We start from the raw sequence: 13831 nt of genomic DNA, 5'->3' as shown, positions 1-13831 counted from the left end.
ATTTTCGCACTACGAGCCCCCTCCGAGGCCACTCAATACCGTTCTCGCCCGCTCCTCGGCCCGCTCGCCCCTGTCACCGACGACCAGGTCCGGGGTGATGCCCCGGCCGTCGACGCCGTGCCCGGAGGGCGTGCGGTAGTGGCCGACGGTGAGCTCGGCGACGGAGCCGTCGGGCAGGGTGCTCGGCATCTGCACCGCGCCCTTGCCGAAGGTGCGGGACCCGACGGTGATCGCCCGGCCGCGGTCCTGCAGGGCGCCGGTGAGCAGCTCGGCGGCGCTCATGGTGCCGCCGTCGACCAGCGCGACGACGGGCCGGTCGGTGTCCCCGCCGCTCTGGGCGTACAGGGCGCGCTGCTCGCCGTCGACGTCGTACGTGGCGACCAGACCGCCGTCGAGGAAGGCGGAGGCGGCGACGGCGGCCTCGGAGACCAGGCCCCCGGCGTTGCCCCGCAGGTCCAGCAGGACGCCGGCACCGGCCGGGGCGTCCCGTACCGCCCCGCGGACCCGCTCGCCCACGCCCTTGGTGAAGGCGCTCACCTTGATCAGTACCGTCCGGTCGTCGAGGCGGCGCACCGTGACGTCCTCGGTGGCGAGCCGGGCCCGGCACAGGGTCTCGGTCCAGGCGGTCCCTCCGCGCTCCACGCGGAGGGCGACGGTGGAGCCCGCCCGGGCGTGGCCGTCGCCGCGCAGCAGGGCGACGACGCGCGACACGGAGAGCCCGTCGACGGAACGCCCGTCGACGCCGAGCAGGCGGTCGCCGGCCCGCAGCCCGGCCTTCGCGGCGGGTCCGCCGGCCTGGACGCGGGAGATCTCGATGCGCCCCCGCGCCGCCTTCCGGGCGGAGAGCCCGACGCCGGTGTACGAGCCGTCCAGCGCCTGCTCGAACTCCGCGTACTCGGCCGGGCCGTAGACGGCGCCCCAGCGGTCGCCGCTGCGGCTGACGAACTCCTCGGCGGCCTGCTTGCCGGACTTGCCGTCGGCCATGGCGTCGGCGGCGGCGCGGGCGAGGGCGCCCCGGTCGACCGTGTCGCGCCGCGGGCTCGGCTGTTCGCGCTTCACGGCGGCGCTCTCCTGCCGGGGCAGGGCCCCGGTGGCGGCGGCGGTGGCGAGCACTCCGGCGAAGACCAACGTCAAAGCGGCCCCACGGAGGACTCCGCGGGGCCGGAGACAGAGGTCGGGTCGGGACCCGGGGCCCACCGGCATGGCGCCCACTCTAGGACAAGCGAAAGGCGCCGTACGGTGGTTGACCGCACGGCGCCTGGAGCACTCGAAGGGCTCTTCTCACACCTTGAGGTACTTGCGCAGCGCCACGAAGGCGGCAAGCGCCGGCATCAGCAGGCCGATGACCAGGACGAGCGGCAGCACGGAGAAGACCGCGTCCCAGCCGATGAAGTTGACGAGTTCCATCTTGTCGGCGAGGGCGATGCCGTGGTCGATCAGGAAGTACCGGCCGACCAGGAGCATCACGCAGGCGACGGCGCCGCCGAGGAGACCGGCGAAGGCGGCCTCCATGATGAACGGCATCTGGATGTAGAAGCTGGAGGCGCCGACCAGCCGCATGATGCCCGTCTCACGCCGTCGGCTGAAGGCCGAGACGCGCACCGTGTTGACGATCAGCATCAGCGCGATGATCAGCATCAGCCCCATGATGCCGAGGGCGGCGATGTTCATGCCGTTCATCAGGTCGAAGAGGTTCTGCAGGATGCCGCGCTGGTCCTGGACGGACTCCACCCCGTCCCGTCCGGCGAAGGCGGTGGCGACGACCTTGTACTTCTCCGGGTCGTCGAGCTTGACCCGGAACGACTCCTGCATCTGGTCGGGCGTGATGACCGACGCGATGGCGGTGTCGCTGTACTGCTCCTTGTAGTGCTTGTAGGCCTCGTCGGTCGACTCGTGGTGCACGGTCTCGACGATGTCCATCTTCTTCAGATCGGCCTCGATCTGCTCCTTCTGCTGCGCGGTGACCGCGCCCTTGGCGCACTTGGGAGACGTGGCCGCGTCGTTCTTGTTGCAGAGGAAGATGGAGACGTTGACCTTGTCGTACCAGTAGTCCTTCATCGTGCTGACCTGCTCGCGCATGAGCAGCGCGCCGCCGAAGAGGGCGAGCGAGAGGGCCACGGAGACGATGACGGCGAAGGTCATCGTGAGATTGCGCCGGAGTCCGACGCCGATCTCGGAGAGCACGAACTGAGCGCGCATGGTGTTCTATCCCCTACCTGCTCAGTGCTGGTATCCGTAGACGCCGCGCGCCTGGTCGCGGACGAGGCGGCCCTTTTCGAGCTCGATGACGCGCTTGCGCATCTGGTCGACGATGTTCTGGTCGTGGGTCGCCATGACGACGGTGGTCCCTGTCCTGTTGATGCGGTCGAGCAGCTTCATGATGCCGACGGAGGTCTGCGGGTCGAGGTTGCCGGTGGGCTCGTCGGCGATCAGCAGCATGGGCCGGTTGACGAAGGCCCGGGCGATGGCGACGCGCTGCTGCTCACCGCCGGAGAGCTCGCCCGGCATGCGGTCCTCCTTGCCGCCGAGGCCGACGAGGTCGAGGACCTGGGGCACGGCCTTGCGGATCTCTCCGCGCGGCTTGCCGATGACCTCCTGCGCGAAGGCCACGTTCTCGGCGACGGTCTTGTTCGGCAGCAGCCGGAAGTCCTGGAAGACGGTCCCGAGCTGGCGCCGCATCTGCGGCACCTTCCAGTTGGAGAGCCGGGCGAGGTCCTTGCCGAGGACGTGCACCTGGCCCTGGCTGCAGCGCTCCTCGCGCAGGATCAGCCGCAGGAAGGTCGACTTGCCGGAGCCGGAGGATCCGACGAGGAAGACGAACTCCCCCTTCTCGATCTCCAGGGAGACATCCCGAAGCGCGGGGCGGTTCTGCTTCGGATAGGACTTGGACACATTGTCGAATCGGATCACGGATGCACCACGGTCGGCCGGGAGTAGGTGTGCGCGACCTTACGCGACCGGGGATGCGCCGCGCAGTCGCGGTCCCGGCTTGCGTCCTTTATCCTTTTCGCCCCTCCGGGCGGAACGGATGCGATCCGGGTGTAATCCGACGGGGCGCGCCGAAACGCCCGAGAGCTGGCACAGTGGTAGGGGGAACGCTCGGGTACGGCCGGGCGTTGTCCTCGGTATGGACCCGTGTGGACCCCCCGCGGGAGAGGAGAGCGCATGACCTACGACCGATTGGTGTGCGCCAACTGCGCGGCCCCCGTCGCAGAGGGCCGCTGCCCTGTCTGCCGCGCTAACCGGGAACGTCTCGACCCCTCGACGGGCCTGACGCCGGCGATGCTGCTGACACTGGTGATCGCCCTGGTGGCGATGGTGGCGCTGCTCGCGGCGCTGCAGACCGCGTAGACCTTCCGCGAACGGGCTGGACACGAGAGAGGGCCGGGGGTCGCCCCCCGGCCCTCTCCGCGTGCTTCAGCTGCCTCAGACGGCCGTGCGGCCACCCGCGACGAGACGCGGGAGCATCCGGAAGCCGATGCCTCCGGCGATCATCGTGGCGGCACCGATGATCAGGAACGAGGTCTCGGCGGCGCCGGTCTCGGCCAGCTCCTCCTTGGCCTTGCCCTGCTCGACGGGCTGCGAACCGGCGTTGTTCGGGCCCGGGTTGTTGTCGACGCACTCGGCGCCGTCGAGGTCGACGGTGCAGGTGTTGGCGTCGTCGCCACCGGTGGAGCCACCGTCGGTGGACGAGCCACCGTTGTTGCCACCACCGTTGTCGCCACCGCCGTTGTTACCGCCGGCGTTGTTGCCGCCACCGTTGTTGCCGCCACCGTTGTTGCCGCCACCGTTGTTACCGGTGCCGGTCGAGGTGCCGGTGGAGGTACCCGCGGAGGTACCCGTCGACGTGCCGGTGGACGTACCCGTGGAGGTGCCGGTCGACGTACCCGTCGACGTGCCGGTGGAGGTACCCGTGGAGGTACCGGTGGACGTGCCGGTGGACGTGCCCGTGGAGGTACCGGTCGAGGTACCCGTGGACGTGCCGGTCGACGTACCCGTGGAGGTACCGGTCGAGGTACCCGTGGACGTGCCGGTCGACGTACCCGTGGAGGTACCGGTCGAGGTACCCGTCGACGTACCGGTCGAGGTGCCCGTCGACGTACCCGTGGAGGTACCGGTCGACGTGCCCTCCGTGGTGCCGGTGGACGTGCCGGTCGAGGTACCCGTGGAGGTACCGGTCGACGTGCCGGTGGACGTGCCCGTCGACGTACCCGTGGAGGTACCCGTCGACGTGCCCTCCGTGGTTCCGATGGTCGTGTTGCCGGTGTCCCCTTCGCCGGCCGTGATTCCGGCCTCGACCTCGACGGTGCCGTCGTTCACCTCGGCGCCGAAGGTCACCCCCACGGCCTGCGCGGCACCCGCCGCCGTCAGGGACGCGCCGGCGGCGATCACCGCGCCGGCCGCTATGCGCGCAACGCGGACCCGCGTCTTCTTCGTCATGTGCGTGCTACCCCCAGTAGCTCATCTCGTCATGGAGCTGCGTTCGGGGCCACGGGCATCGGGAGCGGCGTGATCACTCAACCGGCCCCCGTTCACACACGCCCCAGAGATACGCATGCCATGCGCCACCCTCCCCAGTTTCCGCATACGCGTCAAGGTCGTTGCGCGTGCGATGCCGGAAAGATCACGAGTTGCCCGCCATGCGGGGATGCAACTGTGACGTAAACGCGGAAGTTCCGGCCCGGCCACGCCAGTTCCCTTGTCGACAAAGCGCCCCGACAAGCCCGATTCCGCTTGCGCCCGCGAATCACTCCCCGCCGTACAACCGCGCCAGATCGAGCGCCGCCCACAGGTTCACAACACAGCGTCAGCCGGCAGCCGTGGGTGACAGCCGCCCACGGTCAGCTCCATGTGATCCGAGTTCGCCACGGCGCCTGCCCGCAGCTGCACCGGCGGTGCGGTCCGACAGGTGGTGCCTCCAGGCACCCGACGTGAAGCCCGTGCCGATCACCAAGTCGCTCGTGCCGACCTGGGCGGTGTACGCCGTCGCGCCGAGCACTTCGACCGCCGTGACCTGACCGACCTGCGGCGCGTGCAGGTTGGGACGGCCGAGGCCGCCGCTCTCCTCGCCATGAGAAGTGATCTTCCCCCGACTCGGACTCTGCCCAAGGACATGTCTGCCCTTTTCCCCCCCCCGCGGAGTTGATATGAGTAAGGGGTGGGCCGCGGTCATGACCGCGGCCCACCCCTGTTTCGACTCAGTCCCCGATGTGTGTGCTGATCTGCTCCGGTCCGGCGGCGGCGCCTGCGAACAGGCGCACCTCGCCGACCCTGGCCGGCAGGTAGTGGTCCCACGACCAGTCCGCATACCTCTTGCCGACGGTGAATTCGTAGTCGGCGAGCACGGTCGTGAACGCCTTGGCGTCACCGTTCTGGTTGTGACCCAGGTAGAGGCTGATGGTCCCGGAGACGGCGTCGTGCACCCCGGTCAGCCGCACCGGGCTGTCCAGAGTGGCGACTTCGTCGGAGACCACGGAGCTGAATGTGCCGTCCGCGCTACGGGTGCCGAAGTGCCAGATGCCCACGGGGACCGTGCGCTCTTCGAGGGTTTCCTCGTCGAGCACCGTGTTCTTGCCCGTCACCTCGTACCAGAACCCCCAGGACATGCCGTCGGAGGCGTTCTGGCTGAGCACCGCGCCGGTGTAGCCGATGGGCTTCGACACCAGCTTCGCCGACCCCAGCGCCACGGTCGTGGTCACCGTGAACGCGCCCGTGTCGTCCACCAGCGGACCGTCCGCACTCGCCGCGTCGTCGACACCGTCCAGGACGATCTCGTCGCCGTTCAGCGAGGCCCCTCCTTCCAGCGTCAGGCTCTTGCCGTAGCCGGACGTGGTGTCCGCGACGGTGGTGCCGCTGCCCTGCGAAGCCTGCCAGTCCGCGATCAGCTCCAGGCCCGCGTAGCCCTCGGACGTCAGCAGCTTCGCCTCGTCACGGATCTCCTTGTCCGTCAGGGCGCGTTGCCAGACGGCCACTTCGTCAATGGAGCCGTTGAAGTTGTCCACGTAGTTGTCGGCGAGGATCGTCCGGCCGATTTCCATGTTGCCGTCGGCGGACCAGGTCGTACCGGCGCCCACCGACGCCTGCAGGACGCCGTTCACGTACAGGTGGACCTTCTTGGCGGTCACGTCGTGCACGCCCGCCACATGAGTCCACGTGCCCTTGGGGTAGTAGTTGGGCGTTTCGGCCTCCCGGGACCAGGTGCCCTCCGTGGAGAAGACACGCAGGCTCCACTTGCCGCCTTCATAGGAAAGGATGAACGGGCTGTACTTGGTGGTGTACGGGCTGGTCGTGTTCGCGGTCTGGGACAGGATGGTTTCCGTCTTGTTCGAGGACGGGTCCACCCACGCCCACGCCGAGACCGTGTACGACGACCGTGTCTCCAGGACCGGACCGGCGGTGGAGGCGTAGCCGGTGGTTCCGTTCAGCCTCATGCCCTTGTCGGTGATCGGAGTGGCCAGCGGCACCCCTGCGGCGTCATGCGTGATCAGTCCGCGCCGACCCCGGTCGTTGCGCACCGCGCTCGTCGCGAGGGTCGCATTGTGCCGCGTCGTTCCGGCCGTGGCCGAGTCGACCGCCACGCCGCTTGCCTCGTTGAAGTGGTACCGGGCCACCGGGCCCGAGCCCGCGGAGACCAGGAAGTCCACCGCGTTCCACGCGCCGTAACGGCCCACGCTGTCCTTGGCACGCGCCCAGAGCGTGTACGTCCCCGAACGGTCGGGGATGAGCGAGACGGTCGCGCTCGAGCCGGTCACCGTCGGCCAGGTGGTCATGCCGGTCAGCGTGTACTGGTACGACACGATGTTGGTGTCGCCGGTGGCGGGCTTGAAGGAGAACGTGCCCTTCAGTCCCGGCCCGCCCTTGGCCTCGCACAGGTTCGGCGTGCAGTTGGTGTAGGGAGTGCCGAACGTGATCACCGGTGCCTTGGGCGCGGTGGAGTCGACCTTGAAGTAGCACCAGCCGGTCGTCGAGGCGTTCGACGGCCCCGACAGGTGGCTGGCGCCGCCGTTGTAGAACGACTGCGTCCAGGCCCGGTACCGGTACAGCTTGCCGTCGGTCAGGGTCGACCAGGACAGGGTCTGCTTGACGCCGTCTCCCGCGTATCCGGTGGACGGGCGGACGTCGCCGTTCCCGGCGGTGGTGTCCGACCAGGTGGCGTCGGCGTTCTTGTGGTCGACGTCGAAACCGATGCGCAACTGGGCACCGCTCTCGCCGCCCGGCTTGGTCTGCGGCGTCGCCGTCAGCGCGGGAGTGGGGTCGGAGACGACCGACGGGTTGGACTCGGTCGTCGAGCACACCGTGCCCGAGCCGGTCACCAGGCCGATCCCCGTCGGCTTGTCGGGCAGGCCGACGAAGTCCACGGCCAGCACCGCGTCGTTCTTGAAGCGCTTCCAGGCCGAGGTGTCGGACTCGTCTTGCGCCCGGATCTCCAGCGTGAGCCGGGAGAACTTGCCCGCCGCGAAGTCCCGCACCGTCGGGGTGAGGTTCTCGTTGGTCTCCTCCGGGTTGTCGTTGAACTCGATCGGCGCGTCCGGGGAGTCCGGGTCACAGAGCGAGCCCCGCCCGGCCGAGACGTGCCGGTCGACCATCCAGTCCAGCTCCGCGGGCCGCGAGGTCCAGGTGGTGGAGGAGGAGATGTTGTTCGTACGAACCAGGTCGACCCAGCGCGGGTCGCACTGGAACGCCCACGGCTCGGTCACCCGGAACGTGGCGTCCAGGACCTGCTTGCCCTTCAGGCTCTCGGGCGAAAACTCGAAGTACAGCCGCTGCACATAACCCGGGCCGCAGTAGTAGCCGTTCCAGGTACCGCACTTACCCATACCCTTGCCGAGGCCGTCGGAGCCGTTGTCCCAGCCGTACGACTCGTAGCCGTCGGAGCGCAGCAGCGTCCGCTCCGACTCGCCCCACGTCACCGTCGGATCGATGAACAGCGGGAACGCGGAGGCGGGGGTGGAGGTCAGCATCGTGGCGTCCGGCACGACCGACAGAGCGTTCTTGGAGACGCGTACGTCCATCAGGGCGACCTTGTCGCCCTGCCCCGGCTCACGGCCCGAGCCGGACGGCGCGGCTTCGGAGATCTCCCCCGGCACCGTCGACGCCTGCGACGGGGCCAGTGGTACGGCACCGGTCTGCGGCGACTTCACCAGTACGGGCGGCTCCGCCGTCGCCTTGTTCTGCCTTTCCTGCCGCTCGGCGGCAACCTTCTTCCCGGCCGAGTCCCACATCTGTGCTGGCGGCGCGCGGAAGACGGTCTGTCCGGTGGCGTCGACCGCCGCGAGGGCGCCTGCCTCGTTCTTACGGACCGACAGCCCATTCGTCTTCATCCCGAACGTCAGCCGCTTCAGCTTCGCGTTCGCGGCCGCTTTCGGGGTCTTCACCACCAGGACGTGCTGGAAGCCCTCGACCGTCGCCGTGACCTTCAGGTCGACGCCGGCCAGGACCTCTCGGTACAGCGCGCTCGTACCTTCAAGCTCGGGCGCGGGCAGCTTGCCCGACCAGGCCAGTTCGAGGGAGCGTCCCTTGTCGGCTATCGACACCAGCGGATCGGCTTCCCCACCACGCGAGAACGACATCTGCGCCGCGGCCGCCCTCGGCCCGACGGATCCGTCCGACCGCCGGACCAGCGTCGCGTCCGGCGCCTGCCAGCCACCACCCGGCTTCGCCACCCGAACCGGAACCGACGACTCCTCCAACGTGAAGGAGAACCCGTCCGGGTTGGCGAAGACCGTCGTCCGTTCCGAACGCTCCCCGGTCACCTCGACTCGCTGGCCGGATTCTTTCGCGACTGCCAGGGCCTTCTGCCCCTGTGTAGGCTCCGCGGAATCCGCTGCCGCCGTAGCGGCCTCAACGCTCTGGACAGGGCCTACCAACGTGGCTATCAGCGCCATCAGCGCGATCCCTGTCGCGCCTGTACCGCCGCGTCCACGTCTCGCGCGTACGCGGGCAGCAGAGCTCCCCAACCTTATCAAAAACCCCACCCCAAGAGATCGACTTCCGCATAAACGGTGGTGAGTTAACGCGTCATCCAGCCGTTGCGTCAACCGGTAACAGCGCCCGGCGCGGTGCGGGATCGCGCGAATCGAGGGGGAAAAGATGATCGCGGGAACCGTCGCACCCCCCTTGGTCGGCGACGGGTTCGCCGGGGCCCACCTGGGGCAGCGGGGAGCTCATACGCTTCTCCAGCGGGTCGTGGAGGGAGGCCCGCCGGGTGAACAGCGCGTCCAGCAGCTCGCCTTCGACGACCGAGCCGATGGCCTCAGGGCATGGCGCCTTCCTTGCGCTTGAGGACGTCACCGACTCTGGCGGACGGGCCGGCGTCCTCCAAAATGCCGTCGTCGGCCATCCACTCGTCGTCGAAGACCGGGGCGCACTACTCGGGGCTCGGCCTCGACCTCGCCGACGCGGTCAACGTGGCGCTTGCCGCCGACTACGACACCGACGCGATCCTCACCCTGGAACCGTCGCGGCTTCCGCGCCGTGCGTCCTCTCGGGCGTCACAAAGCGTTCCGGGCCCTCCCGGACGATCCCCCCTGTGACGAGAACGCCGGGCCCGTCGCACGCGTACGTGCGAAGAGCCCGGCGCCGTTAAAAAGCCGTAGAACCGAAGTCCGTTACTTCTCGCCCTGCTTGCGCCAGCGGATGCCCGCCTCCAGGAAGCCGTCGATCTCGCCGTCCAGGACCGCCTGGGGGTTGCCGACCTCGAAGTCCGTCCGGAGGTCCTTGACCATCTGGTACGGGTGCAGGACGTACGAGCGCATCTGGTTGCCCCAGGAGCTGCCGCCGTCGCCCTTCAGGGCGTCCATCTTGGCGCGCTCCTCCTGCCGCTGACGCTCCAGCAGCTTCGCCTGGAGGACGTTCATGGCGCTCGCCTTGTTCTGGATCTGGGAGCGCTCGTTCTGGCAGGAGACCACGATGCCGGTCGGAAGGTGCGTGATGCGCACCGCGGAGTCGGTGGTGTTGACGCCCTGTCCGCCCGGGCCCGACGCGCGGTAGACGTCCACGCGCAGTTCGGACTCGTCGATCTCGACGTGGTCGGAGGACTCGACGACCGGGAGGATCTCGACGCCGGCGAACGAGGTCTGGCGGCGGCCCTGGTTGTCGAAGGGGGAGATGCGCACCAGGCGGTGCGTGCCCTGCTCGACCGAGAGGGTGCCGTAGGCGTACGGAGCCTTGACCACGAAGGTGGTCGACTTGATGCCGGCCTCTTCCGCGTACGAGGTCTCGTAGACCTCCGTGCCGTAGCCGTGCCGCTCGGCCCAGCGCAGGTACATGCGCTGGAGCTGCTCGGCGAAGTCGGCGGCGTCGACGCCGCCCGCCTCGGCGCGGATGTTGACCAGCGCCTCACGCTCGTCGTACTCGCCGGAGAGGAGCGTACGGACTTCCATCTCGTCCAGCGCCTTGCGGACGGTGACGAGCTCCGCCTCGGCCTCGGCGCGGGTGTCCGAGTCGTCCATCTCCTCGGCGAGCTCGAAGAGCACCGCCAGGTCGTCGATCCGGCTCCGCAGCGCCTCCGCCTTGCGGACCTCGGCCTGGAGGTGCGAAAGCTTGCTGGTGATCTTCTGCGCCGCCTCCGGGTCGTCCCAGAGGGACGGGGCCGCGGCCTGCTCTTCGAGCACGGCGATGTCTGCCCTCATCTTTTCGAGGTCCAGGACGGCCTCGATCGACCCCATGGTCGAGGAGAGGGACTTCAGCTCTTCGGATACATCGACGACTGCCACGCGTCCAGCGTAACGGCTCCCCGCAAATGCCAGGTCCTCCGCCGGGTCCTCGCCCGCCTCACGGCTGGGTGGACCGCTGGGAGTCCTGCGGCGGTACGTCGGAGTCCCCGGCGGTCGCCAGGTACCCGCCCACCCCGAGGCCGCCGAGCAGCGCGACCGCCGCGATCGAGAGGGTGATGCGGCGCTTGCGGACCGCCTCCGCCTTGTGCCGCGCCGAGCCGGGGCGCCGGGCGCCTGCCGGGCGGGGGGCCCGGGCGGTGCCCAGGGGGCCGCCCGCCAGCTCGTCGGGGGCGGGGACGCGCATGGAGGTGTGGGTGTCCCGGTTCGAGTCGGGCGAGGCGCCGGGGACCAGCGGGACGGCGGCCCGGCGCGGCGGCCCGTCACCCGAAGCCGAGCCCGGACCGTGGCCGGAGCCCTGGCCGGAACGGCTCGCGTAGGACTCCTCCTCGTACGTCTCCGTCTGCTGCTCCGCGTCGTCCGGCTCGTCCACGTCCAGCGGCGGCAGCCCGGCCAGCAGCGGCAGGCACTCCCGCAGCCGGCTGCCCAGCTCCGAGGCGCGCAGCCGCGAGGCGGGGGCCTTGGCCAGGCACTGGACGATCAGCTGCCACAGCTCCTCGGGGATGCCCGGCAGCGGGACGACCGTCTCGGTGACGTGGCGGCGCAGCACCGCGCCGGGGTGGCCGCCGCCGAAGGGCGTGAAGCCGGCCAGGAGCTCGTACAGGACGGTCGCGAGGGCGTAGATGTCGACGGCCGCGCGCGGAGGCAGGCCCTCGACGATCTCGGGGGCCAGGTAGTCGGGCGTGCCGATGATCCGGGTCGCCTTGGTGCGGCCGGGGGTGTCGATGAGCTTGGCGACGCCGAAGTCGGTGAGGAGCGCCGGGTGGGCCCCGCCGGGGCCCAGCGGGCCCTCCATGTCGAGCAGGATGTTCTCCGGCTTGACGTCGCGGTGGACGACTCCGGCGGCGTGCGCGGCGGCGAGGCCGTCGGCGACGTCGGCGATGATCGCGACGGCCGCCTCGGGGGCGAGTCTGCGTTCCCGGTCGAGGCGGGTGCGCAGGTCGGTGCCGCGGACCAGGTCCATGACGAGCGCGAGGTCGTTGCCGTCGACGACGAGATCGCGGACGGCGACCACGCGGGGGTGGTCGAGACCGAGCAGGGCGGTGCGCTCCTGGACGAAGCGTCCGACGAGCTCCTGGTCCGAGGCCAGGTCCTCGCGCAGCAGTTTGATGGCGACGGGGCCCTCGGGGCCCTCGCCGAGCCACACCGTGCCGGCGCTGCCCCGGCCGAGGATCTGGTGGGCCGTGTAGCGGCTGCCGATATTCCGTGCCAAGACTGCTCCCTCAGCGGCTGGCGGTCGCGACAAAGTTACGCGTCCCCAGCCGCTGGTCGTCACTTCCGAGGGGAAATCACCCCCCGGAAGTCGATAAATCGGCAGTACTACTGCCCCGTACCGCCGGTAGTACCACTCGTGGTGCCGGTGTCGGAGCTCGTCAGCTCGGAGATCCAGTCGCTGACGGTCGTGATCCCGTCGCCGATGGCCTCCCAGTAGCCCTTGCCCTGCGCCACCCAGTCCTGGAGCGGGGTCAGCTCCCAGATGAGCCAGCCCGCGACCACGAACAGCACGATCGTGAAGAGGCAGCCCTTCAGACAGCCCAGACCCGGGATCCGCATCGGGTTGGCGCTGCGCTGTCGCGGCGGCCGCGGCTCGCGCGGGGCCGGCGCCTGGGGCGGCGGCTGCGGGGGCGCGTACTGCTGCTGTTGCGGCGCGTACTGCTGCTGCGGTTGCGGGGCGTACTGCTGGCGCTGCGGCGGCCGCTGGGGCTGCTGCCGCTGGTACGGCTGCGGCTGCGGAGGCTGCTGGTACGGCTGCGGCTGATGCTGCGGCGGCTGGGGCTGGCGCTGCGGACGGCGGCGCAGCGGGTCCTGGCTCGGGTCCAGGTACTGCACCTGCGTCTGCTCGTTGCGGTCGCGCGCCGCGCGCAGCTGGTTCTGCCAGGGGTGCGGGTCCTCCCCCGCGGCGCCCTGCGGCGGCTGCGGCGGTACCGGAGGCATGACCGCGGTCGGGTCGGCGCCGCCGCCCGGGCCGCTGGTCGGCAGGACGCTGGTCGCGGCGGCGGGGTCGAACCGGTCGCCCGCACCGCTGGGCAGCACCTGGGTCGGGTCGGCGGCGCCGGGGGTCTCCGGGACCGGCGCAGGCGCCGGGTCGGGGGCGAGCAGGGCGCCGACGCCGTCGGCCGCCTCGATCTGCGCGGGCGTCGAGTGGACGCCGATGCCCGCGGCGACCGCGCGCAGCCCGCGGGCCAGGTTCTCGGCACTGGGCCGGTGGTCCGGGTTCTTGCTGAGGCAGCGCTCTATGACCGTCCACAGCGGGCCGGGAACGGTCGAGGGACGGCGCGGCTCCTCGCTGAGGTGCCGGTGCAGGACCTCCAGGGCCGAGCCGCCCGCGAACGGAGGGCGGCCCGTGACCAGCTCGTAGAGCAGGATGCCGGCGCCGTAGATGTCGACGGCGGAGGTCTGGGGGCGGCCCTCGGCGGACTCCGGCGCGACGTACGCGGGCGTGCCGACGAATTCGTGCGTACGGGTCAGGCCCGGGGAGTCCGCGAGACGCGCGATGCCGAAGTCCGTGAGCATCGGGTGCATCTGGCCGTCGCGCTCGGCGAGCAGGACGTTGGCGGGCTTGAGGTCGCGGTGGACCACGCCGTCGGCGTGGCTCGCGGCGAGGGCGTCGGCGATCTGCGCGGTGAGCAGGGCGGCGGCGACCGGGGTGAGGGGGCCGTTGTCCCGGATGTAGCGGTGCAGGTCCGGGCCCTCGACGAGGTCCATGACCAGGGCGAGGACATCACCCTCGACGACCAGGTCGCGGGTGCGCACGATGTTGGGGTGGGTGAGCCGGAGCAGGACGGACCGCTCGCGCAGGAAGCGCATCACGATGTCCGCGTCGTTGGCCAGCTCCTCCTTCAGGACCTTGATCGCCACGGTCTCGCCGGGCTGGCCCGGCACGGCCGCCTCGGCGCCGGCCGTCTCTCGCTGGCGGGCTCGCCAGACGGTGCCCGTGGCGCCGCGTCCGAGCGGCTCCTCGAGCAGGTACTTGCTGCCGATTGGCCGCACGTCACGCG

Annotated in this window: 9 protein-coding genes and 2 pseudogenes; 2 read left to right on the top strand and 9 right to left on the bottom strand. The window is 70.4% G+C overall.

Annotated elements, in window-relative coordinates; all coding sequences use genetic code 11:
* Positions 1 to 9: 9 nt before the first annotated feature.
* The 3 genes from ACZ4VW_RS30105 to ftsE all read right to left on the bottom strand — a co-directional run bounded on the left by ACZ4VW_RS30105 (position 10) and on the right by ftsE (position 2910).
* Positions 10 to 1203, bottom strand: a complete 1194-nt coding sequence (locus ACZ4VW_RS30105) for a S41 family peptidase (RefSeq protein ID WP_467967871.1) — start codon at positions 1201 to 1203, stop codon at positions 10 to 12.
* Positions 1204 to 1281: 78 nt separating this feature from the next.
* Entirely contained in the window at positions 1282 to 2199 is a 918-nt protein-coding gene (ftsX, locus tag ACZ4VW_RS30100; RefSeq protein WP_467967869.1) for a permease-like cell division protein FtsX, read from the bottom strand.
* Positions 2200 to 2220: 21 nt separating this feature from the next.
* The gene (gene ftsE, locus ACZ4VW_RS30095) at positions 2221 to 2910 is read right to left on the bottom strand and encodes a cell division ATP-binding protein FtsE (RefSeq protein WP_355112516.1); all 690 of its coding nucleotides are present in this window, start codon (positions 2908 to 2910) and stop codon (positions 2221 to 2223) included.
* 255 nt (positions 2911 to 3165) lie between these two features.
* On the opposite strand from ftsE, the gene ACZ4VW_RS30090 reads away from it, so the two are divergent.
* On the top strand, positions 3166 to 3351 hold the full coding sequence (locus ACZ4VW_RS30090; RefSeq protein WP_329119977.1) for a hypothetical protein: 186 nt from the start codon (positions 3166 to 3168) through the stop codon (positions 3349 to 3351).
* A gap of 75 nt (positions 3352 to 3426) precedes the next feature.
* On the opposite strand, the gene ACZ4VW_RS30085 is transcribed toward ACZ4VW_RS30090, so the two are convergent.
* The 3 genes and pseudogenes from ACZ4VW_RS30085 to ACZ4VW_RS30075 all read right to left on the bottom strand — a co-directional run.
* Positions 3427 to 4440 (bottom strand): hypothetical protein, encoded by a 1014-nt coding sequence (locus tag ACZ4VW_RS30085; RefSeq protein WP_467967867.1) that lies wholly within the window; start codon positions 4438 to 4440, stop codon positions 3427 to 3429.
* Positions 4441 to 5198: 758 nt separating this feature from the next.
* The gene (locus ACZ4VW_RS30080) at positions 5199 to 8885 is read right to left on the bottom strand and encodes a laminin G domain-containing protein (protein ID WP_467967865.1); all 3687 of its coding nucleotides are present in this window, start codon (positions 8883 to 8885) and stop codon (positions 5199 to 5201) included.
* A 133-nt stretch (positions 8886 to 9018) separates the two neighbouring features.
* Positions 9019 to 9358, bottom strand: a pseudogene (locus ACZ4VW_RS30075) (CBS domain-containing protein); the annotation flags it as partial.
* A 10-nt stretch (positions 9359 to 9368) separates the two neighbouring features.
* On the opposite strand from ACZ4VW_RS30075, the pseudogene ACZ4VW_RS30070 reads away from it, so the two are divergent.
* Positions 9369 to 9528: pseudogene (locus ACZ4VW_RS30070) on the top strand (VapC toxin family PIN domain ribonuclease); the annotation flags it as partial.
* An 80-nt stretch (positions 9529 to 9608) separates the two neighbouring features.
* On the opposite strand, the gene prfB reads toward ACZ4VW_RS30070, so the two are convergent.
* The 3 genes from prfB to ACZ4VW_RS30055 all read right to left on the bottom strand — a co-directional run bounded on the left by prfB (position 9609) and on the right by ACZ4VW_RS30055 (position 13823).
* On the bottom strand, positions 9609 to 10715 hold the full coding sequence (prfB, locus tag ACZ4VW_RS30065) for a peptide chain release factor 2 (RefSeq protein WP_355112521.1): 1107 nt from the start codon (positions 10713 to 10715) through the stop codon (positions 9609 to 9611).
* A 58-nt stretch (positions 10716 to 10773) separates the two neighbouring features.
* Positions 10774 to 12045, bottom strand: coding sequence for a serine/threonine-protein kinase (locus ACZ4VW_RS30060; RefSeq protein ID WP_467967862.1), 1272 nt, complete (start codon positions 12043 to 12045; stop codon positions 10774 to 10776).
* A 107-nt stretch (positions 12046 to 12152) separates the two neighbouring features.
* Positions 12153 to 13823, bottom strand: a complete 1671-nt coding sequence (locus ACZ4VW_RS30055) for a serine/threonine-protein kinase (protein WP_467967860.1) — start codon at positions 13821 to 13823, stop codon at positions 12153 to 12155.
* Positions 13824 to 13831: the final 8 nt, after the last annotated feature.

It is taken from the genome of Streptomyces sp. NPDC029139 (genome assembly GCF_055564335.1).
This window is presented reverse-complemented; position numbering and strand designations above follow the sequence as displayed.

What these genes read in the sequence shown, in the direction of transcription:
- ACZ4VW_RS30105 (WP_467967871.1), bottom strand. Translation starts at nt 1,203, where the DNA reads ATGCCGGTGGGCCCCGGGTCCCGACCCGACCTCTGTCTCCGGCCCCGC.
- ftsX (WP_467967869.1), bottom strand. Translation starts at nt 2,199, where the DNA reads ATGCGCGCTCAGTTCGTGCTCTCCGAGATCGGCGTCGGACTCCGGCGC.
- ACZ4VW_RS30090 (WP_329119977.1), top strand. Translation starts at nt 3,166, where the DNA reads ATGACCTACGACCGATTGGTGTGCGCCAACTGCGCGGCCCCCGTCGCA.
- ACZ4VW_RS30085 (WP_467967867.1), bottom strand. Translation starts at nt 4,440, where the DNA reads ATGACGAAGAAGACGCGGGTCCGCGTTGCGCGCATAGCGGCCGGCGCG.
- ACZ4VW_RS30080 (WP_467967865.1), bottom strand. Translation starts at nt 8,885, where the DNA reads ATGGCGCTGATAGCCACGTTGGTAGGCCCTGTCCAGAGCGTTGAGGCC.